This window comes from Polynucleobacter necessarius (assembly GCF_900095215.1).
Taxonomy (GTDB): domain Bacteria; phylum Pseudomonadota; class Gammaproteobacteria; order Burkholderiales; family Burkholderiaceae; genus Polynucleobacter; species Polynucleobacter necessarius_H.
The window spans coordinates 720140-745933 of sequence record NZ_LT606949.1; the positions used below are offsets into that span (position 1 = coordinate 720140).

The following is a 25794-nucleotide window of genomic DNA, read 5'->3' on the forward strand; positions in this document are numbered from 1 at the left end:
CGCTATGCAATTTTCTGAATCTTGGCTTCGTCAGTATGTAAACCCATCAATCGATAGTGATGCATTGGGTCATGCAATGACAATGGCTGGTTTAGAAGTTGAAGCGCAGCATTCAGTAGCCCCCGCATTTACCAAAATCGTAATTGCACAAATTTTATCTGCCGAGCAACATCCAGATGCAGATCGTTTGCGCGTTTGCAAAGTAGACGCCGGTACCAGTCAAGAATTGCAAATCGTATGTGGTGCACCTAATGCGCGTGCTGGCATCAAGATTCCTTGCGCCCTGGTTGGCGCTGAGTTGCCTCCTGCAGAAGCTAGCGGTAAGCCTTTTATGATCAAGGTTGGCAAGCTGCGTGGTGTAGAAAGTCAGGGCATGTTGTGTTCTGGTCGCGAGCTTGGCCTTGGTGATGACCATGAAGGCATCTTGGAGTTACCAGCCGATGCGCCAATCGGAAAAGATATCCGCGAATATCTTGATCTTGACGATCAAATTTTTGTTATTAAATTAACCCCCAATAAAGCGGATTGTCTGTCGTTGATGGGTATGGCAAGAGAAGTCTCAGCGATTACTGGTGCTGCGCTTTGCGCGCTGAAGTGGGCGCCACCGGCGGTAGCAATTGAAGATAAACGCAAAGTAACCGTAGAGAGCAAGGAGCTTTGTGGACGTTTTGCTGGTCGCGTGATTCGAGGTGTCAACCCTCAGGCAAAAACACCGGCATGGATTGTGCAACGTTTAAGTCGCGCTGGTCAAAGAAGTATTTCTGCCTTGGTAGATCTTTCTACCTATGTAATGTTAGAAATGGGTCAGCCTACCCATGTGTTTGATATTGATAAATTGAATGGTGATATCACCGTGCGTTGGGCCAAGGCTGGCGAAACGCTGGAGTTATTAAATGGGCAGACGGTAACCCTGCAAGGCCCAGACTCCGCTGGCAAGATGCAAGATGCAGGTGTAGTGGCTGATCAAAATGGCCCCGTAGCGCTTGCGGGAATTATGGGTGGCAATCATTGTGCCGTGTCTGATGACACTAAGAACGTCTATGTTGAGGCAGCGTATTGGCTGCCTTCAGCCATTCAAGGTCGCGCCCGTCGCTTTAATTTCAGCACAGATGCAGCACACCGTTTTGAGCGTGGAGTCGATCCACAAAACATAGTCAATTGTTTGGAATATCTCAGTTCTTTGATTATTGAGGTTTGTGGTGGACAAGCCGGACCTTTAGATGATCAAGTATTGAATGTGCCTGAGCGTAAACCGGTCAAAATGCGTTTAGCTCGCGCAGAAAAAGTGATTGGAATACCGCTCACGCAGGAAATTGTTGCTGATGTATTTCACCGTCTCGGTTTTGAATTCAAACAAGAGGGCGATGCATTTGTTGTAACTCCCCCAAGTTATCGATTGGATATTGAAATCGAAGAAGACTTAATTGAAGAAGTCGCACGCATGTACGGCTTTGAAAATATTCCAGATCAACCGCCGGTAGCTTCGTTGAAGATGAGCGCTAAAGCGGAATCAAAGCGCGGTATTCATTTATTGCGCCAGCGTTTGGCTTTGCAGGGCTACCAAGAGGCAGTCAATTTTGGCTTTACCGATCTTGAAAGTGAGCAGCGTCTTGCTGCTGCTAAAGAACAAGATTTGATTAAAGTTCTTAATCCCATTGCAAATCAGTATGGCGTCATGCGCAGTACATTGTGGGGTGGATTGCTTGGCAACCTCAAGGCCAATTTGAACCGCGGAGCAGGGCGTGTACGTTTATTTCAGACTGGTCGTGTATTTAAACGGGATGCTACCGCCAAAGAAGAGGCCGGCAGGGTGGCGGGCTTTCTTCAGCCACAAAAAGTCGGTGGTTTAGCCTATGGTTCATTCGTGCCAGAACAATGGGCTAACGCAACACGCCCCGTAGATTTCTTTGATATGAAGGGTGATCTTGAGCGCGTTTTGGATCCCCTGCATTTTGTGACTGAAGCTGCAAAACACCCAGCGCTGCATCCAGGTCGTAGCGCGAAGATATTCTTGATTGCCCTCAAGAATCGTATCGAGGTAGGTTGGATTGGTGAATTGCATCCTGGCTTGCAGCAGGCCTATGAATTGCCACAAGCATCAGTATTGTTTGAGTTGGATTTAGATCCGATTCGAGAGCTTGGTTTGCCTGTGCCCGAGGAGTTAAGTAAATTTCCTGCGGTACAGCGTGACTTGGCCTTGGCAGTGAAGCAAAATGTTTCCGCTCAATCCTTATTGGATGCGATGGCTGCAAGTAAGCAGAATTTTGTTCGCAATATTGAGCTCTTTGATGAGTTCAAGCCAAAGGCGGGTTCAAGCAGTATGGCGGATGATGAGAAAAGCTTAGCTTTCCGCGTCACTCTGTTGAATCCTAATGAAACATTGCAAGATCCCCAAATTGATGCGGTAATGGCTGCTTTATTGGGCGCCGTTGAGAAAAAGTGCGCAGCTCGTTTGCGCTAGGTTTACTATTAGGTATAAATCAAATAATTAGTTACGAAGAGACTGCCAATGAATCAATTGATTTCTAGCGATACCGTTACCAAGAATGAGCTATCTGAGGCTCTTTTTGACCAGGTGGGGCTGAACAAGCGTGAGGCTAAAGATATGATTGATGCTTTCTTTGATCGTATTGGACAGTCGCTTGAGTCGGGCGTAGAAGTCAAGATTTCTGGATTTGGTAATTTTCAGTTGCGCAATAAATCGGCTCGTCCTGGCCGAAATCCAAAGACAGGTCAAATCATTCCGATTGCAGCTAGACGCGTAGTTACTTTTCACGCAAGTCAAAAGCTTAAAGATGTAGTGGAGTCACATGCTCGATAAAACCGAGTTTGACACTAGCTCGGCACTGCTGAGCTCTCAACTTCCCCCGATACCCGCTAAGCGCTATTTCACCATTGGTGAAGTAGCCGATCTGTGTAGCGTCCGTTCACACGTTCTACGCTATTGGGAGCAAGAGTTTTCTCAGCTAAGTCCTCAAAAGCGCCGTGGTAATCGACGCTACTATCAGCATCACGAGGTAGTCTTAATCAGAAAAATTCGTTCACTTCTCTATGAAGAGGGTTTTACGATTAGCGGTGCGCGAAATCGCCTAGAGGAAGCGCGCGGAGACCTCCGTCTTCGTGAGGAACTGCAGGCCGTACTGCAGATTCTCTCTAAATAGTTACTGATACAATTTTATTTTCCGTCGGGGCGTAGCGCAGCCTGGTAGCGTACATGCATGGGGTGTATGTGGTCGGAGGTTCAAATCCTCTCGCCCCGACCATTCGATATCTTTCCATCCATTCAACAACCATTTCGATGACAAGCACAGAAAAATCGATTGAATATTTTGGTCTCAAGATCCCTTTTTTGGCCCACTTAGGAGTAGTCCCTGAATATGCAAAAGATGGAAAGTCTAGGATTAGTCTGGAAATCAAGCCAGAGTATGAAAATAGCTTTGGCATTGCTCATGGTGGCGTCATCATGACACTCTTGGATTTCGCGATGGGTGCGGCCGCTCGAAGCACTACAGATGTGCCGCTGGGCGCAATGACGATTGATATGACAGTGAGTTTCTTGCGTCCAAGTATCGGCAAAATCGTGGTTGAGGGCTCTATCCTCAAGCCGGGAAAAACAATTCATTGCTGTGAAGCGATTGTTTTAAATGAAGCTGGGGAGATTACCGCCAAATCTAGCGGAACTTTTATGCTGAGAAAAGCAAATGGATCTTAAATAAATAAATATAGTATTTATAAAGATTATGGTATTTATTTAATTTAAATGAATAAAACACTGATAAATATAGGTTAATAAATCAAATAATATATATTTGCGACAGCGATTAATTTATATATAATCACTATATACCGAAGCATATAACTGCTGTATATAAAACAACTAATTATTCGGAGAGTGCAAAAATATTCCTTCTTATAAAGAGCTTTTAGCCCAACGCGAGTAGTTGGACAAACAGATTAAAGAAGCTATTGCCTTGGAAAAGGCGGATGGTATCGCTAAAGCAAAGGCAATTATTGAGCAATATGGCTTAAGCGCATCACATTTATTTAGCCGTAAAGCGGGGGGGGGGAAGGAGTGTCGGTGGCAAGGTGGCCACAAAATACCGCAATCCCTCTACAGGTGAGACTTGGACTGGTCGTGGTAAAGCCTCGAAGTGGATTGTGGGCAGAGATCGTAGCAGCTTTTTGATCTAAGTTATTGTTTGAATTGAAATTAATAATAAGGCCGCTATATAGCGGCCTTATTATTGCACCAAGCCTATATCTCTCCAGCTCTCTTTTTTGTAGGCGCACTTCCTGGCCAAGGCTTCCACAAACAGCGGCTCTAGTAGCTCATGCCTGCTGCCGTGAGCCCAGTTACCCTCCGCCTCGGGGTTGGTTGCTGGGTAGCCAATAATGAGTGGATTTAAGTTGATTAGACCATCTAATTTCTTTTTGATGCTTTCGGTAAAATGGTGTTTGCCGCCTGAGTTTTCGTCTGCAAGGGCAACAACACCAGGGTGAAGCTTAATAAAACCCTCATCCACTAGGATAGGAATGCGCTGTGTGTCGTTGTTTTTACTCAAAGAATGGATTAGATGCACTTGTTCTGCAGGAGGAATGAGTGCGTCTAAAAAGATTAAATCTGGCGCAATCGAAACCGCTTTCATTAGCCCTTCTATGCTATCTACAGCCATTTCCATATCAACCTTTAGTTGCCAATCGGCAATAGCCTCCATGAGCTCTTGTCCATTTTCACTTCTTCTGAATATCCCCATGGCTACACAGTTTTGAGTGGTTTTTTGTAGCATTGCCCTCTTTCTGTCTTGTAATTGTTGGTCTAAAGAGCTGGCCAATATGCGTCTATGACCTCCACGTGGTTTCCAGACGATTAATTCCCCCAATTCCACCATTTTCTGAACGGTACCCAAGGAAACCTGCAAAATCTTGGCGCTTTGACGGGTACTGAGATATTCCGTTTCCGGAGTAATTGATTTCATGTTTCCCTTAATTTCATTTAATTGTTTGAAGATTTAGAGAATAAAAATCAAAATCAATTGAATCTGTCGGCAATCATTTAAAGCGGGGTAGAAAAATTCTTATTAATTTTCCTTAAATAGGGGGATACCCCAAAAACCCCATAAATCAGGGAAAGCCCTTTATCCATCAATGGTCATTCGTGTTAAATTACTCCCGTAGTATCAGTATTTGCACAGATCAATTCGTGAGACGGTACAGCCGTGTAACGGATGGTTATAACCACAGTTTTTATTCGGGAAACCCGATGAAAGGTGAGCATCATGATGCAGGATCAAAGAGATAATTCCTATCTCTTCGGCGGAAATGTCCCCTACGTAGAGGAGCTCTACGAATCCTACTTGCACGATCCAGCTTCTGTAGCTGATCATTGGCGACATTATTTCGATAACGTGAAGCAAGTACCAGCGGTTGATGGCTCATCTCGAGCTGACATTGCCCATGGGCCAATTGTTGCTTCATTTTCCGAGCGCGCTAAGCAAGGTCCCATCAGAACGATTGCTGATTCGGCTGACTCAGAAATGGGTCGCAAGCGCGTTGCTGTTCAGCAGTTGATTGCCGCGTATCGTAACGTTGGTAATCGCTGGGCAAACTTAGATCCATTAAGGCGGACGGAGCTCCAGGACATTCCTGAGTTAGATCCCGCTTTCTATGGCTTTACTGATGGCGATATGGATATCGTCTTCAATACTAGTAATACATTCTTCGGTAAGAACGAAATGTCTTTGTGCGATTTGCTGCAAGCATTGCGCGAAACCTATTGCGGCACGATTGGTGTCGAATTCATGTTCATTGTCGATCAAAAAATTAAGAAGTGGTGGCAAGAAAAGCTCGAATCTATTCGCTCAACCCCACAATTTAATGTCGATGAGAAGCGTCAGATATTAGATCGTGTGACTGCTGCTGAAGGCTTAGAGCGCTACCTCCAGGCTAAGTATGTTGGTCAAAAACGATTCTCTCTTGAAGGTGGTGAAAGCTTTATCGCCTGTATGGACGAGCTGATTCGTGATGCCGGCAATAAAGGCGTTCAAGAAATTGTGATTGGTATGGCTCACCGTGGTCGTCTCAATGTGCTGGTTAATATTTTGGGTAAAATGCCAAAAGACTTGTTCTCCGAGTTTGAGCACAAGGGTCCAGAGACATTGCCTGCGGGTGACGTGAAGTATCACCAAGGTTTCTCAAGCGATATTTCTACCCCGGGTGGTCCAGTTCACTTGTCATTGGCGTTTAACCCATCCCATTTAGAGATCGTCAATCCAGTGGTTGAAGGTTCCGCGCGTGCTCGTATGGAGCGTCGTGGCGATATGTTGGGCGAGCAGGTAATGCCAGTCTTGGTTCACGGTGATGCTGCGATTGCGGGTCAAGGCGTGATGCAAGAAACATTAGCAATGTCCGAGGTTCGTGGTTATTCCACAGGCGGCACAATGCATATCGTTATTAATAATCAAATTGGTTTTACCACCTCCGATCCGCGTGACTTGCGTTCAAGTTTGTATTGCACAGATGTCATGAAGATTGTTGATGCCCCTGTATTGCACGTTAATGGTGACGATCCTGAGGCGGTGGTCTTGGCAACGAAGTTAGCTGTTGAATTCCGCATGAAGTTCCATAAGGATGTTGCTGTTGACATCATTTGCTTCCGCAAATTGGGTCACAACGAACAAGATACTCCGGCAATGACTCAGCCTTTGATGTACAAAATCATTGCCGCGCACCCTGGTACACGTAAGTTGTACGCTGACAAATTAGAGGCTCAAGGTGTATTGCCTGCTGGTACTGGCGACCTTATGGTTAAAGAGTGTCGCGCGGCGATGGATGAAGGTAAGCAAACTTCCGATCCAGTGCTGAGTAACTTGAAATGGAAGTTCGCGGTAGATTGGTCACCATTCTTGAATAAGAAGTGGACAGATGAGGCGGATACAGCGATTCCATTAACTGAATGGAAGCGTCTGGCTGAAAAGATTTCGACCGTTCCAGAAGGTTTCAAGGCGCACCCATTGGTTGCCAAGGTCTATCGCGATCGTGCTGCGATGGGTCGTGGCGAAGTCAATATTGACTGGGGCATGGGTGAGCACATGGCTTTTGCATCCTTGGTGGCTAGTGGCTACCCAGTACGCTTATCCGGCGAAGATAGCGGACGTGGAACATTTACTCATCGTCACGCGGTATTGCATGAGCAAAATCGCGAGAAGTGGGATACCGGTACTTATATCGCGCTTCAACATATCACCAAAGATCAAGCGCCATTTGTGGTGATTGACTCGATTTTGTCTGAAGAGGCAGTGCTCGGATTTGAATACGGTTACGCCGCTGCAGCACCAAATACGCTCACGATCTGGGAAGCCCAGTTCGGCGACTTCGCTAACGGCGCACAAGTGGTGATTGACCAGTTTATTGCCTCTGGCGAAGTGAAGTGGGGTCGTGCTAACGGTTTAGTCATGATGTTGCCACACGGCTATGAAGGTCAAGGCCCAGAGCATTCTTCTGCGCGCCTTGAGCGTTTTATGCAGTTATGCGCTGATACCAATATGCAAGTCATTCAGCCAACGACAGCATCGCAGATTTTCCATGTATTGCGCCGTCAAATGATTCGTCAGTTCCGCAAGCCGTTGATCTTGATGACACCAAAATCTTTGTTACGTAATAAAGAAGCTGCATCGCCTTTATCTGACTTTACCAAAGGCGGTTTCCAAACTTTTATCGGTGAGCGTGATGACTCTATTGATGCTAAACAGGTTACTCGTTTGGTTATGTGCTCAGGTAAGGTTTATTACGACTTGGTTAAGCAACGCGCAGAGAAGAAGATTGGCGATGTCGCCATTATTCGTCTAGAGCAGCTCTATCCATTCCCTCATAAAGCATTGACTGCTCAATTGAAGAAATATCTAAAGCTGGAAGAGGTGGTGTGGTGTCAAGATGAACCACAAAACCAGGGCGCTTGGTTCTTCGTGCAGCACAATATCTTGCAAAATATGTCTGATGGCATGAAGTTGGGTTATGCGGGTCGTCCTGCATCAGCATCACCAGCTTGTGGTTATGCGCACCTTCACCAAGAACAGCAGAAGTCATTACTCAATGCGGCATTTGCCAAATTAAAAGGTTACGTGATCACGAAATAATCGTCTTCATAACTCAACATATACACATACATATCAACAGGATTAATCATGGCTATTTTCGAAGTTAAAGTTCCACAACTCTCTGAGTCAGTTGCTGAAGCAACTTTGTTGCAATGGAAAAAGAAAGTCGGTGATGCAGTTGGTCAAGACGAGATCTTGATCGACATCGAAACAGATAAGGTTGTTCTTGAAGTACCAGCGCCATCTGCTGGTGTTTTGACAGAAATCGTTGTTGCTAACGGTGGCACTGTTGTTGCTGAGCAATTGATCGCAAAGATCGACAGCACTGCTGTAGCAGCCGCTCCTGCCGCTAAAGCTGGCGCAACTGCCGCTCCTTCGGCCGCAAAAATTCTTGCGGAGAAGGGTGTTGATGCCGGACAAGTTGCTGGTTCTGGACGTGATGGTCGTATCACCAAAGGCGATGCATTGAATGCTTCCGCAGGTGGTGCTAAGTCTGTCGCATTGCCAAGCGCGCCAATTCCAACTGGCGACCGCCCAGAAGAGCGTGTGCCAATGAGCCGCTTGCGTGCTCGTATTGCTGAACGTTTGCTGGAGTCCCAAGCAAACAATGCGATCTTGACTACCTTCAATGAAGTCAATATGGGTCCAGTGATTGCATTGCGTAATAAATACAAAGACCAGTTTGAGAAGACTCATGGCGTGAAGTTAGGTTTCATGTCCTTCTTTGTTAAAGCGGCAACACACGCTTTGAAGAAATTCCCACTATTGAATGCCTCTGTTGATGGCAATGACATCGTTTACCACGGTTACTTCGATATCGGTATCGCTGTAAGTTCACCACGTGGCTTGGTAGTGCCAATTCTGCGTGATGTTGATCAAATGAATTTGGCTGATATCGAGAAGAAGATTGCTGAGTTTGGCGTGAAGGCTCGTGAAGGTAAATTGTCAATTGAAGAATTGACTGGCGGCACATTCTCCATCTCTAACGGTGGCGTATTCGGCTCCATGCTTTCTACACCGATCATCAACCCACCACAATCCGCTATTTTGGGTATCCACGCTACTAAAGACCGTGCTGTAGTTGAAAATGGTCAAGTAGTGGTTCGCCCAATTAACTACCTTGCTTTGTCATATGATCACCGTATCATTGACGGCCGAGAGGCTGTGCTTGGTTTGGTTGCTATGAAGGATGCGTTGGAAGATCCTTCACGTCTTCTCCTTGATTTGTAAGAAGGGAAGATCATGAGCCAAGCTTTTGATGTGGTAGTTATTGGTGGTGGCCCTGGTGGCTACATCGCTGCAATTCGTGCGGCGCAACTCGGCTTCAAAGTTGCCTGTGCTGAATCTAGTTCTTATGATGATCCCAAGGGTGAGCCACGTTTAGGTGGTACCTGCTTGAACGTCGGTTGTATTCCTTCTAAGGCCTTGTTGGCTTCTGCTGAAGAGTTCGAGAAAATTAATCATCATGCTGCCGATCATGGAATTAAAGTGGGCGCAGTGAGCATCGACTCGAAGAAGATGATTGCTCGCAAAGATGACATCGTTACCAAAATGACTGGTGGTATTCAGGTCTTATTCCGCAAGAACAAGATTACCTTGTTAAAGGGTCACGCTTCCTTTGAAGGCAAGGGTGCTGATGGCTATCAAATCAAGATTGATGGCAAGGATAAAGAGACTGTTACCGCAAAAAATGTAATTATTGCGACTGGCTCTAAAGCGCGTCACCTCCCAGGTATTGCTGTAGATAACGTATTGATTTGCGATAACGAAGGCGCTCTCAAGTTTGATTCTGCTCCTAAGCAATTAGGAGTGATCGGTGCAGGCGTGATTGGCTTGGAGTTGGGTTCTGTATGGCACCGTCTCGGCGCCGAAGTAACTGTTCTCGAAGCGATGCCTTCATTCTTGGCTGCTTGCGATGTCAGCATTGCTAAAGAAGCGCAAAAGCTTTTTGCTAAACAAGGCTTGAGCATCAATACTGGCGTGAAGATTGGCGATGTGAAGGCTGATAAGAAGGGTGTAGTTGTTAATTACACCGATAGCGCTGGTAAAGCCGCTAAGTTGGAATGCGATCGCTTAATTGTGTCTGTTGGTCGTGTGCCAAATGCCGACAAATTAGGCTTGGGTAAGATTGGCCTCAAAGTGGATGAGCGCGGCTTCATTCCAATTGATGACCATACTTGTGCTACATCCGCGCCAGGCGTATACGCTGTGGGTGACGTAGTTCGTGGTCCGATGTTGGCTCATAAGGCGGAAGATGAGGGTGTCTTGGTTGCCGAAGTGATTGCCGGTCAAAAACCGCATATTGATTACAACTGCATTCCCTGGGTTATCTACACCGATCCAGAAATTGCATGGGTTGGTAAGACTGAGCAGGCACTCAAAGAAGCCGGTGTTGCTTATAAAGCAGGTCAGTTCCCATTTGCCGCTAACGGTCGTGCATTGGGTATGGGCCGCGCTGATGGTTTCATCAAAGTATTGACAGACGCTAAGACCGATGAAATTCTTGGCGTACACATCATTGGCCCAAATGCCTCTGACCTGATTGCTGAAGCGGGAGTTGCAATGGAATTCAAAGCGGCAGCGGAAGATATTGCCCGTATCTGTCATGCACATCCAAGTTTGTCAGAAGTGATGCGTGAAGCAGCATTGGCGACAGACTCACGTGCATTAAATATGTAATTGAAAACCATTGAGTTTTACCAACAAGAGTTAAAAGCGCGCGGGTATCAAAGTGATCCAGTGCAGCTTCGTGCTGTAGAGCGTTTGCAAAAATGCGAAGATGAATGGATTGCCTATAAGGAAATCCGCAGCAATAACTTCAAGAAAAAGCTTTTTAAACCAACACTCCCGCGTGGCCTCTATTTATGGGGTGGTGTAGGGCGTGGCAAATCCTTTTTAATGGACTGTTTTTACGCGGCTTCACCATTAGAGAAAAAGATTCGCATTCATTTTTATGAGTTCATGCGTGAAGTCCACCGTGCACTTCATGCGCTTTCCGGTCTCTCAGACCCGCTCGATGAGCTTTCTAAGCGGATTGCCAATCGCTACCGCTTAATTTGTTTTGATGAATTTCACATTAACGATATTGCCGATGCGATGATTTTGTATCGCTTACTGAGTGCGCTTTTTGCCGATCGCGTGCAGTTTGTGATGACATCTAACTATCGTCCAGATCAGCTTTACCCTAATGGCTTGCATCGTGATAGATTGCTTCCCGCGATTAAGCTGCTTGAAGAAAAGCTCGACGTATTGAACGTGGATGCCGGCAATGATTATCGCCGGGTACAAATGGCTCAAGTTGAGGCATATCTAACACCAGTGAATGCGACAACTGAAGCAACACTTGGTCAGATGTTTCAAACCTGGATTGGCAATCAAAAAGAAACCCGCAATCCTGTTTTGCATATTGCGTCACGTGAACTGCGCCCTTTACATATGGCTGACGGCGTGGTTTGGTTTGATTTTCAAACTCTGTGTTGTGGGCCGCGCTCGCAAAATGATTACCTAGAAATAGCCAACCAGTTTCATACGGTGATTTTGTCTGGAGTGCCTTATATGCCATCCAGAATGACCAATGAAGCGCGCCGCTTTCTTTGGCTTATCGATGTCTTGTATGACCATAAAATCAAGCTCATCATGTCTGCCGAGGTTCCAGCCCCAGATTTGTATACCGAAGGCCAAATTACGGCCGAATTCTCAAGAACCATATCCCGTTTGATCGAGATGCAGTCTCGAGACTACCTAGATACGCCGCGCCGGGTAATTGATACCAGCTTGACCTAAAATAGGGTCATGAGCAGCTTTTTACCCCTAAATGCCGACTTGCATTGCCATTCAGTGATTTCTGATGGCACTCTGACGCCTGAAGAATTGGCTGAGTGCGCTAAAGCGAATGGAGTGCATTTATGGGCTTTAACAGATCACGATGAACTGGGTGGACAAAAGCGCGCCCGTGAAGCAGCTAGCGCGCTAAAGATAGATTACCTCGCTGGAGTGGAAATCTCTGTCACTTGGATGGGCGAAACCATTCATATTGTTGGGCTTGGTATTGATGCGGAACATAGCGGCATTATTGAAGGGTTGCGGCGCACCCGTGATGGTCGCGCGAATCGCGCGCAACTCATGGCTGAACAGTTGCTTAAGGTGGGCATTCCTGGCGCCTATGAAGGCGCACTCCATTTTGCTGGTAATCATGAGTTGATTTCGAGGACTCACTTCGCGCGCTTCTTGGTGGAGCAAGGAGTTTGTCGCAATACTGAACACGTATTTAAAAATTATTTAATTGAAGGCAAGCCAGGCTATGTCTCTCATCAGTGGGCCAGCCTGTATGATGCCGTTCGCTGGATCAAGTCTGCTGGTGGCGTGGCAGTCATTGCGCACCCTGGTCGCTACAGTAGACTCAATGCTATGCAGATGAATGAACTCTACAAACACTTCAAAGATCTTGGGGGTTTGGCTATTGAGGTGATTACTGGCAGTCATAGTCCAGATCAATACAAAACATTTGCAAAAATTGCGCAGCAATATGGTTTTTTAGCTTCTCGCGGCTCAGACTTTCATGACCCGAATGAAAGTCATATCGACTTAGGTAATTTGCCGCATTTACCTGATCATCTGACACCAGTGTGGTCTGCTTTTCATTAAACGCTTGATTTACTAATTTCCTAAACCAATTTAACACTTAGAAAAAATACAGATGTTTGCTGAACGCGTTCTCTCTGGCATGCGACCAACCGGTAGTTTGCACCTCGGCCATTACCATGGTGTTTTAAAGAACTGGGTGCGTTTGCAGTCAGAATACCCTTGTTTCTTTTTTGTGGCGGATTGGCACGCATTAACTACTCATTACGAAACCCCAGACGTTATTGAACAATCCGTATGGGATATGGTGAGTGATTGGCTGGCGACTGGTGTAGATCCAAATCAAGCCACTTTATTTATCCAAAGTAAAGTGCCTGAGCATGCGGAACTCTTTTTGCTACTCTCCATGGGAATCCCATTAGGCTGGTTAGAGCGGGTGCCAACCTATAAAGATCACATCGAGAAGTTAAAGGAAAAGAATTTGCAAACCTACGGTTTCTTGGGTTATCCGTTGCTACAGGCGGCTGATATTTTGATTTATCGTGCGCAGTTTGTGCCGGTGGGTGAAGATCAGGTTCCGCACGTAGAGATGACTCGTGAAGTGGCGCGTCGTTTTAACTATTTATATGGTCGCGAGCCAGGATTTGAAGAGAAGGCCCTGGAGGCGGTAAAAAAATTGGGCAGCAAACGCGCCAAGATGTACGCGGAATTACGCGTGGCTTTTCAGGAGCGTGGCGACGATGAAGCCTTGGAGCAAGCGAAAGCATTGCTTCAGGAAGCGCAAAGTTTATCGATGGCTGACCGCGAGCGACTTTTTGGTTTTTTGGAGGGCGCTCGCAAGATTATTCTGCCAGAACCTCAGGCATTATTAACAACAGCCTCACGCATGCCTGGCATAGATGGTCAGAAGATGTCGAAGTCTTACGACAATACCATTAGCATTCGCGAGAATACAGAAGATGTTATTAAAAAGATTCGGACGATGCCAACCGATCCTGCGCGTGTGCGTCGCACGGATGCGGGTGACCCAGCTCGTTGCCCAGTTTGGCAGCTGCATACCGTCTACTCAAATGAGGAGACAAAGCATTGGGTGGATAAAGGTTGCAAGTCAGCGGGCATTGGATGCTTAGAGTGTAAGCAACCCGTGATTGATTCAATTTTAGCTGAACAACAGCCCATGTTTGAGCGTGCTCAGAAATATCTTGATGATCCTAGTTTGTTACGTTCTATCATTGCTGATGGTTGTGACAAGGCGCGCAAAGTCGCTCAAGAAACCATGCGCGAGGTTCGTGAAGCGATGGGCCTTGCTTACGATTGAGAATGTGTCATGCTTCGTTCGCATGATGTGATGTTGGCCGTATCGCCTTGGGTTAAGCGTTTTTCACCCCTGATTTCACAGGGTGGGGTGGTGTTTGATTTAGCCTGCGGGTCAGGCCGTCCTTCTGAGTGGATTGCAGGCATGGGCCATCAGGTGTTGGCAGTCGACCAAGATATTTCCGCAATTAAGGCTTTAACCAATCCCCTTATTTCTTCCAAGCGCCTCAATCTGGAAGCGCTTGATTGGCCACTGGCGGACCTCCAGTTCAGTGCGATTGTGGTGACCAACTACCTTTATCGTCCGCACCTAGATCAATTGCCTGGAATGCTGCAGGATGGGGGTGTTTTAATGTACGAAACCTTCGCCCAAGGAAATGGCGATTTTGGTAAACCCTAAAACCCTAATTTCCTCTTAAATTCGGGAGAATTGCTGACATTTGCCGCCCGTCATGGGCTCAAAGTGGTGGCTTATGAGGATATTTATGTGGATCAACCAAAACCAGCTTGGTTCAGCGCCTATGTGCCGTAAAATGCGCTCTAAAACAGCGCATTCCGTTACAATTTCAGTGTTAAGACAGCTAAAAATCGGTGCGTATTCGGTGACAAATACAGATCAATCAAAAGGTAGTAAAAAGCCCATCGCTGGCAGCATGCCGGCTATTGTTACACCGATGTTTGAGGATGGCAGCTTAGATTTTGTTAGCTTGCGCTCCCTCCTGGATTGGCATGTATCTGAAGGTACCGATGGAATTGTGATTGTTGGTACGAGTGGTGAGTCCCCCACGGTTTCTGTTGACGAGCACTGCGAACTCATTCGCGTCACAGTGGAGCAGATTGCTGGACGTATTCCAGTGCTTGCTGGCACAGGTGGCAACTCTACGATTGAGGCAATTGAACTAACTAAATTCGCCAAGCAGGTTGGCGCGGACGCCAGCTTGCAAGTGGTGCCGTATTACAACAAGCCAACACAAGAGGGTATGTATGCCCACTTTAAAAAGATTGCGGAATCTGTTGATCTTCCAGTAATTTTATACAACGTTCCCGGTAGAACTGTTGCTGATTTAGCTGGTGATACGGTGGTTCGTTTGGCTGGAGTGCCAGGCATCATTGGCATCAAAGAAGCGACTGGCAGTCTAGAGCGTGGCACCTTACTAATCAACGATCTTAAACGCGCTGGCCATGCGGATTTTTCAGTGTTCTCTGGCGATGATTTGACTGCCGCTATGTTGATGCTGATGGGTGGCAAAGGAAATATTTCTGTTACCGCCAATATTGCGCCGCGTTTGATGCATGAGCTCTGTGTTGCCGCCATGTCTGATGATGTGAAGCGAACGCGTGAGATTCAATATCAATTAATCGCCGTTCATAAGGCCATGTTCACTGAAGCCAGTCCAATTCCAGTTAAATGGGCGCTCCATGAGATGGGCAAGATTACGGCGGGTATACGTTTGCCCTTAACCCCCTTGAGTAGCTCCCTGCGTGAACCCTTAAAGGCAGCTTTAAAACAGGCTAACTTATTATGATGAATATGCTTCAACTGAGTCGTCGATATATATCGATCTTGGCTTTAATGATTTTTGTATCTGCCGCCTTATCGGCATGTCAGTCAGTTACTAGTAACGATACGGTTGACTATAAAAGCGCTGGCGCAGTGCGAGGCCCCAATCTTTCTTACCCTCCTGATTTAATTACTGCCCAAGCAGATCGTCGTTATATTGTTCAGGATGGCACAGCCACGATGTCCGAATACAATGCGGCTGTTAAGAAGTCTATACAGATGTGCAGCAATGTGATGACAGGAATTCCTGGTATGCGTATCGCGCGCGATGGTGAGCGTCGTTGGTTGGTGGTGGAAAAGCCAGCGTCAGAACTCTACCCGCAGGTAAAGGATTTTTGGCAAGAAAATGGTTTCTTGTTGGTAGTGGATTCTCCATCAACTGGCATTATGGAAACCGATTGGGCTGAGAATCGCGCGAAGATTTCGCAAGATTGGATTCGCTCAACGATTGGTGTAGCAATTGATTCTATTTATGACACTGGCGAGCGCGACAAATACAAGACGCGTTTGGAGGTTTTGAAACCAGGCGAGACGGAAATCTATATCACTCAACGCGGCGCAATTGAAAAATGTACCTCTGACTCGACTGGCAACTGTATTTCCACTGTGTGGACTCCGCGTCCGAATGACCCAGAATTAGAAGCCGCGTTTTTGGCTCGTTTAATGGAGCGCTTGGGCATGACTCAAGAGCAGGCAAAAGCAATGGTGGCTGTTCCGCTTGACCCTAAAACTCCAAAAGCGAAGTTTGTGCAAGATGGCACAAATCAAGCTCATATTGAGTTAAGCGCAGGTTTTGATCGCGCTTGGCGTGATGTTGGTTTAGCGCTTGATCGCTCAAACTTTACGGTAGAGGATCGTAATCGCTCTACAGGTGTTTACTATGTACGCTATGTAAATCCAAAAGATCTGGGTGATACCAATGGCTTCTTCTCAAATCTCTTTAGCAGCAAGGATGACTCCAGCTTAAAGGCTAAAAAATATCAGGTGGTAGTGAAAACTACTGGTGATAATTCTGCGAATGTATATGTGCAAAATGCCGAAGGTAAACCAGAAAATACCCCGGCCGGCTTTCAGTTGTTAACAGTGTTGACCTATCAACTGACAAAGTAATTTATTTTTTTGCCAAATAAAAAAGCCGCTTTTCAGCGGCTTTTTTTTATTCATGAAGAAGATTACTTCTTAGCGTCAGCAGCTGGAGCAGGCGCTTCAGCAGCAGGAGCTTCAGCAGCAGGCGCTTCAGCAGCAGGAGCTTCAGCAGCAGGAGCTTCAGCAGGTTTTGCTTCTTCTTTTTTACCGCAAGCGGCCAAGGCGATTGCTAACATAGCAGCGAATACGAGTGACTTCTTCATTTGTAAATTCCTTTAAAAAAAATTAACAACAATTACCGGTAATTGTTTTCTGTATTTTCCGAGGGATAGTACCTAAGTAGTTTCCAGGATTTATTATATCCATCTCCGTATTTACTGCTCAAAAACCAGCCAGCCCGATAAGTAGGCAGTGTAAATACTTGATTCTGCTAGGTCTTGAAGATTGGCGGTAAGTTGCTTGGATTTGGCCAAAGCTCGCCACGCTTGTTTGGCGGCTGCATTCTGACCTTTGCCCATGCATTCCCCATTGCAGTAAATCTGCCTATTGAGATTTAACATCCGGGTCTGAGGGTGGGGCACTAGCTTGCTACAGACTAATTTCTTTTGAAAGTCCTTTGGCTTGAGGGGGTTTTTCGGAGCATCAAAAATAGCCTGTTGTTTCGGATCGGAAAGATATGCGGTGATGCCCGGCAAAAATTCTTCAATTCGATCTAATTTCAATTCTTTCAGCTTTGAGCTTAGTTGGTTAATTAGTGCATCTGGCAATTGATCTGCGTGATGAGTTGCCCTTTGTTTGGGGTCGGCGAATTTCTGATCCAATGCGGGTATGTCATCAAGTGATTCTGCTAAGCGCCATAACTCCTCTTGTAATCATTCTTTAAAGCTGGGCGATCGCAATCCAACTGACCAGGTTTGACAGCCCGCATCAAGGGCGATGTCATCGTGCGCTATATGTGGTGGTAAGTACAGCATGTCCCCAGGCGCTAGCGTCCATTCTTGTTCGGACTTAAAGTTTTGCAAAATCTTGAGTGGTAACTTTGTGTTGAGGCTGAGATCTTTTTGCTCAGAAATGCGCCAGCGCCTTCTGCCTGACATCTGGATCAAAAAGACGTCATAAGAATCAAAGTGTGGTCCAACACCACCACCAATGCTTGCAATGCTAATCATGAGGTCATCTAGGCGCGCATCTGGAATAAAGCGAAACCAGGAGAGGATTGCCGCTGCGGCAGGGTGATGTGCTTCCATGCCATGCAGTAATAAAGTCCAGCTGGGTTTATCGATGGATGGGATTGCTTGTTTAGAAAATGGTCCTTGATCAAAGCTACAGGGTTTGGATTTGACCAAACGAGATTCCACTTCTTCTTGCAATTCAAGGTGGATGAGTTCTTTGGTTGAAATGGGGCTACTCAAGACATCTCCATCTTGTGCTGAGAGGGTGAATGCCGGAATCGCCCCGCGAATCAGAAGAGGTTTTTGTGCCAATACTGCGCCATGCACTGATCTGGGCTAATACCCCAAAATAAGGCCAAGGGCACCTCTAAAGGAGGTTTGGCTGGTGCTTTGGGTGGCTGATAGGGTTTGCTCAAGTAAAATGAGGTCATAAAGAAATATAAGCTTTTAGAAACTAATTAAAAACCGAATGTTTCACAAATTTCGCATGAAGATTGAAAAAAATACTATCGTATCCCTACGTTATAAGTTAACCGATGCGCAAAATAATGTAATCGAAGAACCTGATTCTCCGATGGCATACCTGCACGGCGGCTATGAGGGCACTTTTCCTAAAATTGAAACGCTGCTTGATGGCCAAGATATTGGATACGAGGCGACGATCCAGCTGGAGCCAAATGAGGCTTTTGGTGAGTACGATCCTGAGCTCTTAAAAATCGAACCGCGTACACGCTTTCCTGAGCCGTTGGAAGTGGGCATGCAGTTTGAGGGCGTGCCAGATGCGGAGGAGGATGCGGCTGCCGATGATGCAGACGATGAGCCTTTGATCTACACCGTGATCGATGTTGCTGATAACCAAGTTGTATTGGATGGCAATCATCCATTGGCAGGAATGGCTTTGCGTTTTTGGGTGCAGGTTGAGGATGTGCGCGCCGCCACTGATGATGAGATTGAAAACCGCCATTCAGAAGGCGGCGAAAGTTTTTCATTTGGCATGCCTAATGACGATGGTGATGACGATGAAGATTTTTCAGGTGGCGCATTAGGCGCGAATGAATCAGGCCCGCGTACGCTGCATTAACTGAAAATCAAAACGCAAAAATAAAAGGAATGGCATGCCATTCCTTTGTACTTTCCAGTATTGCCCCGAGTTATTCTTGCAGCCATTCCTTGATGGCATCTAGGTCGCGCTTGGTATCACTTGCGCTGGCATCACGACCTGTAGGGGTGGTATTGAGCTTGGCAAGAGCTTTTTCTAGGACTGCATTTTGGCTTCTTGCTCAATTGTGGCAGCGATTAAACCCTTTAGCGCCATGGATACGGGATCATCCACATTTGGTGTTACGCCGTAAGCAGAAAAGTACCCCTTAGTTTTGCTATCGGCGCTTTGCGGTAAATCTGGATGCAATATTCGCGCTGGAATACCAACAGCGGTGGCGCCCGCTGGAATTTCTTTCAAGACGACGGCATTGGAGCCAACGCGTGCTCCATCTCCCACGGTAAATCCGCCTAAGACTTTTGCGCCAGCGCTAATCACTACGCCCTTACCAAGTGTAGGGTGACGTTTAACGCCCTTGTAAAGTGAGGTGCCACCAAGAGTAACGCCCTGATAAATGGTGCAGTCGTCACCAATCTCAGTGGTCGCACCAATCACAATACCAAGTCCGTGATCGAGAAATACTCTGCGACCAATCTTGGCCCCCCCGGATGAATTTCAATGCCAGTTAAAAAACGGGCAAACATGGAGAGTAAGCGCGCAATCCATTTCAGTCCAAGATCCCATAAAAAATGGGAGAGGCGATGCAGCCAAACCGCATGCAGTCCTTGATAGCAGGTAATGACATCAAGGCGATTTCGAGCGGCTGGATCTCTGGCAATAATGGAGTCGACTTGGTCGCATAGGGAATTAGGCATAAATGGATTTTAACGGGATGCGCTTATTTTCTCAGGAGCATCTGTTTGGCAATGCCGCGCAATAGTTCAATCTCCTCTTTATGTAATCGACTACGGGCAAATAGAGCCTGAAGGCGTGGCATGAGCTTTTTAGGGTTTACGGGATCCAGGTAGCCTATAGCTTCAAGGCCAGCGCGCCAATTCTCCAGCATGGCTGAAATAGCTGCGGGATCGGCAAATTCAGCCATTTCTTCCCGATTTACTAAGGTATTGCGTTTGTTAGAACCCTGGGTAAAAGCTTCTCTCAGAGTGAAGGCGCAGACCATAATGGCTTGGGCAAGATTGAGTGAGGGGTAGTCGGGGTTGGCATCCAGCCAGACCCGATGGGTGCACAAGGCCAAATGTTCATTTTCTAGGCCGGTTCTTTCTGGGCCAAAAAGCAGCACAACCGTTCCGCCTCCTTGAGTGGTGCCCGAGATGAGGGACTTTGCTGTACCCCAATCCATCGCAGGTGGCCCAAATTCTCTATCTCGGCTGGTGAGGCCGAATACCAGGGAACATCCCTCGACGGCGGAGACTAAGGAAGTGCCTTCAATGGCAGTCTCCAGGATATCTGCCGCACCACTAGCCAGGGCTATTGCCTCTGGGTTGCTAGCCATATTTTTTATCTTGGGATTAACTAGTCTAAGATCGCTAAAGCCCATGGTTTTCAGGGCGCGAGCGGCTGATCCCACGTTACCGGGGTGACTTGTTTCAATGAGAGTCCAACGTAGAAGACGAGCTTGATCGATATTCATTGACTGCTTAATAGTGGTGAGTCTGGTGTGGTGATAGGCAAATCGTTTAGAATCAGGGTATTAGTTTCGTATTGTTACTCACTTTCGGCAATATTGCAGGCTCGTTCTTATTTAATTTATCCACCAGTACTATGCATCCCATGTTAAATCTGGCCGTAAAGGCCGCCCGTCGCGCTGGAACTGTTATCAATCGCGCCTCTCTGAATTTAGAGCGCCTTCAGGTTGATCGCAAACAGCACAATGATTTTGTAACCGAGGTGGACAAGGCCGCAGAAGCGGCCATAATCGAAACGCTGAGCGAAGCCTATCCGACTCATGGATTTTTGGCTGAAGAAACTGGCGAGCGCAACGCGGATGCGGAAAATGTGTGGATTATTGATCCGCTCGATGGCACAACCAATTTTATTCATGGCTTTCCGCAGTATGCGGTTTCAATTGCTTTAGCAGTGAATGGTGTTACTCAACAGGCTGTTGTCTACGATCCGACTCGCGATGAATTGTTTACTGCTACACGCGGTGCTGGCGCGTATTTAGACCGTCGGCGTTTACGTGTCGCCACGCAAGATCGTTTAGCGAATTCATTATTGGGAACAGGTTTTCCATATCGTGAAGATCAAGACCTAGAAAAATATTTAAAAATCTTTCTTGAGATGTCTCGTCAATGCGCCGGTCTTCGTCGTCCGGGTGCCGCATCTTTGGATTTAGCTTACGTAGCTGCTGGTCGTTACGACGGTTTCTTTGAGAGCGATCTCAAGCCTTGGGATATGGCTGCAGGCGCTTTGCTCATCACTGAAGCAGGCGGTTTGATTGGTAACTACCACGGCGAGGAAGGTTTCTTAAAAATCGGTGAAGTCATGGCAGCCAATCCACGCATCTTTGCGCAGATGGTGCAAACGCTTTCTAAGTACTCTGCCTGCTAATTAAAAAATCGAACTGAGTAGCCGACCTGTTTAAATTTTGATTAGCTCGATATATCGAGCTCCGGCATCATCAATGAGCAGGGCGCTTGCTTTCTGGCGAGCACTCTCTGGATGATCGAGGTCCCAGTCAGACAAGACCCAACGTTGCCACTGCTGGACACCCAGCGATTCTTCATGGTGCGCTGGCATATGGGTATGTCCATGAATTAATAAATCCCCTGAATGCGCTTTTAACACTGCAGCGCAAGCTTGTTTTGTGACATCCATCTTGAGTTGATGCGCGCTTGATGATTGTGTTTGTTGATATTGGGCGAGACTGTTGCCCCGCAGGTGTTGTGCAATAGCCTTGCGCCAATGGAGCGGCAAACTCAAAAAGATTTTTTGTATCCAGGGTTTTCTAACCCAATTACGAAATACTTGATAGCCAATATCAGCAGTACACAAAGCATCACCGTGGGCTAAAACCCATTTTTGCGAGGCAATTTCAACCGCAGAAGGGTCCGGCAAAAGCGTCATGCCGGTCATCTTAATAAAGTGTTGGCCAATTAAAAAATCGCGATTGCCGTGTAGGTAATACGTTTTTACTTTGGTCGATAGATTGGCGATCGCACGCTGCACTTCCTGTTGAAAATGAGATTGGGTGGCTGCATCATCACCCACCCAATATTCAAACAAGTCACCCAGAATAAATGCAGCCTGAACCTTTGGTGCTTCCTTTTCACAGAAATCAAAAAAGCGTTGCGCCGTCAAGGGTATTGACGGCGTTAGGTGTAAATCTGATATGAGCAGCGCGCTCTCGTATTGCGGAATCATTCCCCTAGAACAGTCGCTTTCTCGATCACAACATCTTTAGTAGGTACGTCTTGGTGAAAGCCGGAGCTACCTGTTTTTACCTTGCGAATGGTATCAACCACATCCATTCCATCAGTTACTTTGCCAAATACGGCATAGCCCCAGCCCTGGGCATTTGGAGCGGTGTGATTTAAGAAGTCGTTGTCATTTACATTGATAAAGAACTGAGCAGTCGCAGAGTGTGGATCACTAGTGCGTGCCATTGCTACGGTGTAGCGATCATTTTTAATGCCGTTACTCGCCTCGTTTTCAATTTCCGCGCCAGTGGGCTTTTGTTTCATGCCGGCAGACATGCCGCCGCCTTGAATCATGAAGTTATCAATTACGCGATGAAAAATGGTGCCATCGTAATGACCACTTTTCACATATTGTAAAAAGTTGGCAACGCTTTTAGGGGCCTTGGCAGCATCAAGAGTGAGGGTGATATCACCCTTGTTAGTTTTTAGGAGAACTTGCGACATTATTGGATCTACTTTCTGGAGGGTTAGTGGATGGATTATTGCTGGGCAATGAATTTGCCGCATTAGGGTCCGAGTTCACTGCTGGGTTGAGGGCGCGATTAACGGGGTGTTTTGCAGGTAGCTTTAGCACATCTAGGAGGGCTGTAGCGCGGTTTGAATACTGGCGCCGATTAAGTTGAGCATTCTTTGCGGCATCCTCATACGATTGCGCGCCAAGACGAATATAGATTTCGCCCAAATTGGCTGAGGCAATCGTATAAGTAGGGCGCAGTTTTAGCGCCAGCTCAAGATAATCTCTCGCTTCAATCCACTGACCTTGGTGAGCCGCAAGTGCTGCTAGGTTGTTGTAAGGCTCTGGCAACTCTGGAAATTGTTGGGTAATTTCTATCAAGGTCTTTTTGGCTTGATCAAATTGGCGCATTTCAATTTGTAAGCGTGCTTTTACAAAACGCAATTGGACATTTCGCGGAGTCTTCTTTAGATCAACATTAATTTGGGTGACCGCGTCTTGGTATTTTCGAGCTTTGATGAGTTTTTCAACGTCGGCTGGCACGGCGTTTTTGGTAATGGGGTCTGGCTCAATGATCAAGAATGATAGAAACGGTACGCCTACAGTCTCGGAGAGTTCTGGATTTAATGGATCAAAGCCCATATCAGCCGAAAGTCTCGGGGGATCGGTAGGGCTGTAGCCACCTAAATAGGGTTGTGGGGTAGCTTGCGGCGAATTCGCATTTTTGGTGCTCAGTGCCCGCATTTCCGCATCAGCACGCTGCTGAGCGGGGGTGCTACAGCCAGTCATCAAGACTAAGGTTGCCAATAGGGCAAAAATTGGCGCTAAGGCATTCTTAGGGGCTAGATACGGCGTTGGAACGTTGTTTGGCATAAAGGTATAGGGGTGTGAAACGGGCTCATTCGATATACTCAGCGCTCAGTCTAACAAATTGGCGCTACTTGCCCCACCTTTATAGCTCTATGCTGCAAATCTATAACACCCTTAGCCGTTCAAAACAGGTCTTTAAGCCCATCGAGCCTAGTAAGGTGAAGATATATGTCTGTGGTATGACGGTTTATGACTTTTGCCACATTGGCCATGCCCGAGTCATGATCGTTTTCGATATGGTGGTGCGTTGGCTCAGAGCTAGTGGCTATGGGGTGATCTATGTGCGCAATATTACTGATATTGATGACAAAATCATCAACCGCGCCATTGAGAATGGCGAACCGATTTCCGCATTAACCAATCGCTTTATTGATGCCATGCATGCCGATTCCGATGAATTGGGCTTAATGCACCCCGATCAAGAGCCGCGCGCCACTGATTACATCCAACAAATGCAAGGCATGATTGGCAGGCTCATTGAAAATCAATTGGCCTATCAAGCCAACGATGGCGATGTCAATTTTGCTGTACGCCTATTGCCGCGTTACGGTCAATTGTCTGGCAAGTCACTGGACGAGCTGAATGCTGGCGAGCGTGTGGCGGTGGGTGATGGTAAGCGCGACCCGCTTGATTTTGTTTTATGGAAAAGCGCAAAGTCGCAAGAGCCGGCAGATACGCGCTGGAAATCTCCTTGGGGAGAAGGACGTCCCGGTTGGCATATCGAATGCTCTGCCATGTCTTGCGATTTATTAGGTGAGCACTTTGATATTCATGGGGGCGGCGCTGACTTGCAGTTCCCACATCACGAGAATGAGATTGCTCAAAGTGAGGGCGCTTTGTATGGCAAAGATCGCAAAGACGATGATGCGCCATTTGTGAATTACTGGATGCATAACGGCCACATCCGCGTGAATGAAGAGAAGATGTCTAAGTCATTGGGCAATTTCTTCTTGATACGCGATGTCTTAAAAAGTGTGGACTCTGAGGTAATACGCTTCTTTATGTTGCAGGCGCATTACCGTAGCCCTATCAATTACAGCGATGCGCAATTAGAAGAAGCGCGTTCAGGATTGGTACGCTTGTATACCGCTTTGGCTCAAGGCCCCAAATCCCAAGCAATCGAGCTAGAGTCCAGCAACCCTTTGGTTAAGCGCTTCACTGACGCTATGAATGATGATTTCAATACGCCTGAGGCGATTGCAGTCTTGTTTGATCTGGCCAGTGAAGTCAATCGCGCGCAAGGTGAAGAAAAGCAGTTGCCTGCCGATACCCTAAAGTCTCTTGGCGCTTCTTTGAATTTCTTGCAACGCGACCCAACCACATTTTTGCAGTCGGGCTCTAAGGATCAAGATGGTCTCAGTCGAGAGCAAATTGAAGAGCAAATTGCGGCACGTGTATCCGCTAAGCAGGCAAAAGATTTTGCTAAAGCAGACTTCATACGTACAACCTTGCTGGAGCAGGGTGTCGTTTTAGAAGATAAACCTGGCGGCTTAACAGAATGGCGTAGGGCTTAATGACGGCGGTAAAAGATAAAGAAAAAGAAGCAAAAGCAGTGATAGTTGAAAAGGCTGCAGAAACTATTATTGAAGAGGTGGCGCCGGAATATTGGGAGCAAGCTTGTAAAGAGTTAATGCAGCAAGACAGAATTCTGAAAAAACTCATACTCAAATATGGCTCAGGATTTTTAGTGACGCGCGGAGATTCGTTTAATACGCTGGCGCGAGCTATTGTTGGCCAACAGATTTCAGTAGCCGCTGCGCAATCGGTTTGGCATAAAGTGGTGGTCGCTAGTAAAAAGAAAGTGACTCCGAAAAATATCCTGGCGCTTTCTGTAGAAGAATTGCGTGCTGCAGGATTGTCTGGACGCAAGGTCGAATACATCCGAGATTTGGCTGATCATTTCGATTCTGGGCGTCTGCACACCAATCAATGGAAAGAGATGGATGATGAGAGCGTTATCAAGGAATTAAGCTCAATTCGAGGTATTTGGCGCTGGACCGCCGAAATGTTCCTCATTTTCAATATGGTTCGCCCTAATATTCTCCCCTTGGACGATGTTGGTCTAATTAAGGCTATTTCCCTCAATTACTTCGGTGGAGAGCCTGTCAGCCGCCATGAGGCGCGTGAGGTGGCTGCAAATTAGGCCCCGTGGCGTACGGTTGCCACTTGGTATATGTGGAGAAG

At 46.8% G+C, this 25794-nt stretch carries 24 protein-coding genes, 1 tRNA gene and 3 pseudogenes; 19 read left to right on the forward strand and 9 right to left on the reverse strand.

The genetic code is table 11. The annotated features are described in order from the left end of the window. Window positions 1-4 precede the first annotated feature (4 nt). The 6 genes and pseudogenes from pheT to DXE35_RS03995 all read left to right on the forward strand — a co-directional run bounded on the left by pheT (window position 5) and on the right by DXE35_RS03995 (window position 4191). Window positions 5-2461: a phenylalanine--tRNA ligase subunit beta gene (pheT, locus tag DXE35_RS03970; protein ID WP_114689645.1), complete on the forward strand. Its 2457-nt coding sequence runs from the start codon at window positions 5-7 to the stop codon at window positions 2459-2461. Window positions 2462-2509: 48 nt separating this feature from the next. Beyond that, window positions 2510-2821 carry an integration host factor subunit alpha gene (locus tag DXE35_RS03975; RefSeq protein WP_114689646.1) on the forward strand — a complete coding sequence of 104 codons (312 nt, stop codon included), beginning with the start codon at window positions 2510-2512 and terminating at the stop codon, window positions 2819-2821. Beyond that, window positions 2811-3161, forward strand: coding sequence for a MerR family transcriptional regulator (locus DXE35_RS03980; protein WP_114689647.1), 351 nt, complete (start codon window positions 2811-2813; stop codon window positions 3159-3161). Before DXE35_RS03975 ends, DXE35_RS03980 begins: the two co-directional genes overlap by 11 nt. A 25-nt stretch (window positions 3162-3186) precedes the next feature. Further along, a tRNA-Pro gene (locus DXE35_RS03985) sits at window positions 3187-3263 on the forward strand. A 35-nt stretch (window positions 3264-3298) separates the two neighbouring features. After that, window positions 3299-3712, forward strand: coding sequence for a PaaI family thioesterase (locus tag DXE35_RS03990; RefSeq protein WP_114689648.1), 414 nt, complete (start codon window positions 3299-3301; stop codon window positions 3710-3712). Window positions 3713-3941: 229 nt separating this feature from the next. After that, window positions 3942-4191: pseudogene (locus tag DXE35_RS03995) on the forward strand (H-NS histone family protein). A gap of 50 nt (window positions 4192-4241) precedes the next feature. Here the strand turns inward: DXE35_RS03995 and DXE35_RS04000 are convergent. Further along, a complete protein-coding gene (locus tag DXE35_RS04000; RefSeq protein ID WP_114689649.1) occupies window positions 4242-4976 on the reverse strand; it encodes a helix-turn-helix domain-containing protein in 735 nt (244 codons plus the stop codon). Window positions 4977-5276: 300 nt separating this feature from the next. On the opposite strand from DXE35_RS04000, the gene DXE35_RS04005 reads away from it, so the two are divergent. The 9 genes from DXE35_RS04005 (at window position 5277) to bamC (ending at window position 16659) form a co-directional block, all read left to right on the forward strand. Further along, window positions 5277-8132 (forward strand): 2-oxoglutarate dehydrogenase E1 component, encoded by a 2856-nt coding sequence (locus DXE35_RS04005; protein WP_114689650.1) that lies wholly within the window; start codon window positions 5277-5279, stop codon window positions 8130-8132. Between the two features lie 48 nt (window positions 8133-8180). Beyond that, on the forward strand, window positions 8181-9323 hold the full coding sequence (gene odhB, locus DXE35_RS04010) for a 2-oxoglutarate dehydrogenase complex dihydrolipoyllysine-residue succinyltransferase (RefSeq protein ID WP_114689651.1): 1143 nt from the start codon (window positions 8181-8183) through the stop codon (window positions 9321-9323). 12 nt (window positions 9324-9335) lie between these two features. After that, window positions 9336-10772 (forward strand): dihydrolipoyl dehydrogenase, encoded by a 1437-nt coding sequence (gene lpdA / locus DXE35_RS04015; RefSeq protein ID WP_114689652.1) that lies wholly within the window; start codon window positions 9336-9338, stop codon window positions 10770-10772. Further along, entirely contained in the window at window positions 10773-11876 is a 1104-nt protein-coding gene (gene zapE, locus DXE35_RS04020) for a cell division protein ZapE (RefSeq protein ID WP_114689653.1), read from the forward strand. Window positions 11877-11885: 9 nt separating this feature from the next. Continuing rightward, window positions 11886-12737, forward strand: coding sequence for a 3',5'-nucleoside bisphosphate phosphatase (locus DXE35_RS04025; protein ID WP_114689654.1), 852 nt, complete (start codon window positions 11886-11888; stop codon window positions 12735-12737). A 52-nt stretch (window positions 12738-12789) separates the two neighbouring features. Beyond that, window positions 12790-13992: a tryptophan--tRNA ligase gene (locus DXE35_RS04030; RefSeq protein WP_114689655.1), complete on the forward strand. Its 1203-nt coding sequence runs from the start codon at window positions 12790-12792 to the stop codon at window positions 13990-13992. A 9-nt stretch (window positions 13993-14001) separates the two neighbouring features. Further along, entirely contained in the window at window positions 14002-14388 is a 387-nt protein-coding gene (locus DXE35_RS04035; protein WP_331851932.1) for a class I SAM-dependent methyltransferase, read from the forward strand. Window positions 14389-14641: 253 nt separating this feature from the next. Continuing rightward, a complete protein-coding gene (dapA, locus tag DXE35_RS04040; RefSeq protein WP_114690369.1) occupies window positions 14642-15514 on the forward strand; it encodes a 4-hydroxy-tetrahydrodipicolinate synthase in 873 nt (290 codons plus the stop codon). Then, complete coding sequence (gene bamC / locus DXE35_RS04045) at window positions 15511-16659, forward strand: outer membrane protein assembly factor BamC (RefSeq protein WP_114689656.1); 1149 nt, start codon at window positions 15511-15513, stop codon at window positions 16657-16659. The genes dapA and bamC overlap by 4 nt, the downstream gene beginning before the upstream one ends. 62 nt (window positions 16660-16721) lie before the next feature. On the opposite strand, the gene DXE35_RS09365 is transcribed toward bamC, so the two are convergent. The 3 genes from DXE35_RS09365 to DXE35_RS10330 all read right to left on the reverse strand — a co-directional run bounded on the left by DXE35_RS09365 (window position 16722) and on the right by DXE35_RS10330 (window position 18119). Next, complete coding sequence (locus DXE35_RS09365) at window positions 16722-16898, reverse strand: hypothetical protein (protein WP_174220938.1); 177 nt, start codon at window positions 16896-16898, stop codon at window positions 16722-16724. 111 nt (window positions 16899-17009) lie between these two features. Further along, on the reverse strand, window positions 17010-17357 hold the full coding sequence (locus DXE35_RS10325) for a hypothetical protein (protein WP_231969996.1): 348 nt from the start codon (window positions 17355-17357) through the stop codon (window positions 17010-17012). 150 nt (window positions 17358-17507) lie between these two features. Further along, window positions 17508-18119 (reverse strand): cupin domain-containing protein, encoded by a 612-nt coding sequence (locus tag DXE35_RS10330; protein WP_231969997.1) that lies wholly within the window; start codon window positions 18117-18119, stop codon window positions 17508-17510. Window positions 18120-18294: 175 nt separating this feature from the next. Between DXE35_RS10330 and DXE35_RS04055 the strand changes: the two genes are divergently transcribed. After that, entirely contained in the window at window positions 18295-18888 is a 594-nt protein-coding gene (locus DXE35_RS04055; protein ID WP_162785015.1) for an FKBP-type peptidyl-prolyl cis-trans isomerase, read from the forward strand. A gap of 177 nt (window positions 18889-19065) precedes the next feature. Here the strand turns inward: DXE35_RS04055 and cysE are convergent. Further along, a pseudogene (cysE, locus tag DXE35_RS04060) lies at window positions 19066-19721 on the reverse strand (serine O-acetyltransferase); the annotation flags it as partial. 23 nt (window positions 19722-19744) lie between these two features. Then, the gene (locus DXE35_RS04065) at window positions 19745-20497 is read right to left on the reverse strand and encodes an RNA methyltransferase (RefSeq protein WP_114689658.1); all 753 of its coding nucleotides are present in this window, start codon (window positions 20495-20497) and stop codon (window positions 19745-19747) included. A gap of 131 nt (window positions 20498-20628) precedes the next feature. Between DXE35_RS04065 and DXE35_RS04070 the strand changes: the two genes are divergently transcribed. Further along, entirely contained in the window at window positions 20629-21417 is a 789-nt protein-coding gene (locus DXE35_RS04070) for an inositol monophosphatase family protein (protein WP_114689659.1), read from the forward strand. 30 nt (window positions 21418-21447) lie between these two features. Here DXE35_RS04070 and DXE35_RS04075 read toward each other — a convergent pair whose 3' ends face one another. From DXE35_RS04075 to DXE35_RS04085, 3 genes are read right to left on the reverse strand one after another with little or no spacing between them, the layout of a single operon-like run. Next, entirely contained in the window at window positions 21448-22230 is a 783-nt protein-coding gene (locus DXE35_RS04075; RefSeq protein WP_114689660.1) for a UDP-2,3-diacylglucosamine diphosphatase, read from the reverse strand. Next, window positions 22227-22730, reverse strand: coding sequence for a peptidylprolyl isomerase (locus DXE35_RS04080; protein ID WP_114689661.1), 504 nt, complete (start codon window positions 22728-22730; stop codon window positions 22227-22229). Before DXE35_RS04080 ends, DXE35_RS04075 begins: the two co-directional genes overlap by 4 nt. Beyond that, window positions 22705-23613 (reverse strand): tetratricopeptide repeat protein, encoded by a 909-nt coding sequence (locus DXE35_RS04085; RefSeq protein WP_197713963.1) that lies wholly within the window; start codon window positions 23611-23613, stop codon window positions 22705-22707. Before DXE35_RS04085 ends, DXE35_RS04080 begins: the two co-directional genes overlap by 26 nt. 89 nt (window positions 23614-23702) lie before the next feature. Here DXE35_RS04085 and cysS point away from each other — a divergent pair, with 89 nt between their 5' ends. Both cysS and DXE35_RS04095 read left to right on the forward strand, forming a co-directional pair. Beyond that, a complete protein-coding gene (cysS, locus tag DXE35_RS04090; protein ID WP_114689662.1) occupies window positions 23703-25124 on the forward strand; it encodes a cysteine--tRNA ligase in 1422 nt (473 codons plus the stop codon). Further along, window positions 25124-25750, forward strand: a pseudogene (locus DXE35_RS04095) (DNA-3-methyladenine glycosylase family protein); the annotation flags it as partial. The gene cysS and the pseudogene DXE35_RS04095, both read left to right, overlap by 1 nt. Between the last annotated feature and the right edge of the window lie 44 nt (window positions 25751-25794).

What these genes read in the sequence shown, in the direction of transcription:
- pheT (WP_114689645.1), top strand. Translation starts at nt 5, where the DNA reads ATGCAATTTTCTGAATCTTGGCTTCGTCAGTATGTAAACCCATCAATC.
- DXE35_RS03975 (WP_114689646.1), top strand. Translation starts at nt 2,510, where the DNA reads ATGAATCAATTGATTTCTAGCGATACCGTTACCAAGAATGAGCTATCT.
- DXE35_RS03980 (WP_114689647.1), top strand. Translation starts at nt 2,811, where the DNA reads ATGCTCGATAAAACCGAGTTTGACACTAGCTCGGCACTGCTGAGCTCT.
- DXE35_RS03990 (WP_114689648.1), top strand. Translation starts at nt 3,299, where the DNA reads ATGACAAGCACAGAAAAATCGATTGAATATTTTGGTCTCAAGATCCCT.
- DXE35_RS04000 (WP_114689649.1), bottom strand. Translation starts at nt 4,976, where the DNA reads ATGAAATCAATTACTCCGGAAACGGAATATCTCAGTACCCGTCAAAGC.
- DXE35_RS04005 (WP_114689650.1), top strand. Translation starts at nt 5,277, where the DNA reads ATGATGCAGGATCAAAGAGATAATTCCTATCTCTTCGGCGGAAATGTC.
- odhB (WP_114689651.1), top strand. Translation starts at nt 8,181, where the DNA reads ATGGCTATTTTCGAAGTTAAAGTTCCACAACTCTCTGAGTCAGTTGCT.
- lpdA (WP_114689652.1), top strand. Translation starts at nt 9,336, where the DNA reads ATGAGCCAAGCTTTTGATGTGGTAGTTATTGGTGGTGGCCCTGGTGGC.
- DXE35_RS04025 (WP_114689654.1), top strand. Translation starts at nt 11,886, where the DNA reads ATGAGCAGCTTTTTACCCCTAAATGCCGACTTGCATTGCCATTCAGTG.
- DXE35_RS04030 (WP_114689655.1), top strand. Translation starts at nt 12,790, where the DNA reads ATGTTTGCTGAACGCGTTCTCTCTGGCATGCGACCAACCGGTAGTTTG.
- DXE35_RS04035 (WP_331851932.1), top strand. Translation starts at nt 14,002, where the DNA reads ATGCTTCGTTCGCATGATGTGATGTTGGCCGTATCGCCTTGGGTTAAG.
- dapA (WP_114690369.1), top strand. Translation starts at nt 14,642, where the DNA reads ATGCCGGCTATTGTTACACCGATGTTTGAGGATGGCAGCTTAGATTTT.
- bamC (WP_114689656.1), top strand. Translation starts at nt 15,511, where the DNA reads ATGATGAATATGCTTCAACTGAGTCGTCGATATATATCGATCTTGGCT.
- DXE35_RS09365 (WP_174220938.1), bottom strand. Translation starts at nt 16,898, where the DNA reads ATGAAGAAGTCACTCGTATTCGCTGCTATGTTAGCAATCGCCTTGGCC.
- DXE35_RS04055 (WP_162785015.1), top strand. Translation starts at nt 18,295, where the DNA reads ATGAAGATTGAAAAAAATACTATCGTATCCCTACGTTATAAGTTAACC.
- DXE35_RS04065 (WP_114689658.1), bottom strand. Translation starts at nt 20,497, where the DNA reads ATGAATATCGATCAAGCTCGTCTTCTACGTTGGACTCTCATTGAAACA.
- DXE35_RS04070 (WP_114689659.1), top strand. Translation starts at nt 20,629, where the DNA reads ATGCATCCCATGTTAAATCTGGCCGTAAAGGCCGCCCGTCGCGCTGGA.
- DXE35_RS04075 (WP_114689660.1), bottom strand. Translation starts at nt 22,230, where the DNA reads ATGATTCCGCAATACGAGAGCGCGCTGCTCATATCAGATTTACACCTA.
- DXE35_RS04080 (WP_114689661.1), bottom strand. Translation starts at nt 22,730, where the DNA reads ATGTCGCAAGTTCTCCTAAAAACTAACAAGGGTGATATCACCCTCACT.
- DXE35_RS04085 (WP_197713963.1), bottom strand. Translation starts at nt 23,613, where the DNA reads ATGCCAAACAACGTTCCAACGCCGTATCTAGCCCCTAAGAATGCCTTA.
- cysS (WP_114689662.1), top strand. Translation starts at nt 23,703, where the DNA reads ATGCTGCAAATCTATAACACCCTTAGCCGTTCAAAACAGGTCTTTAAG.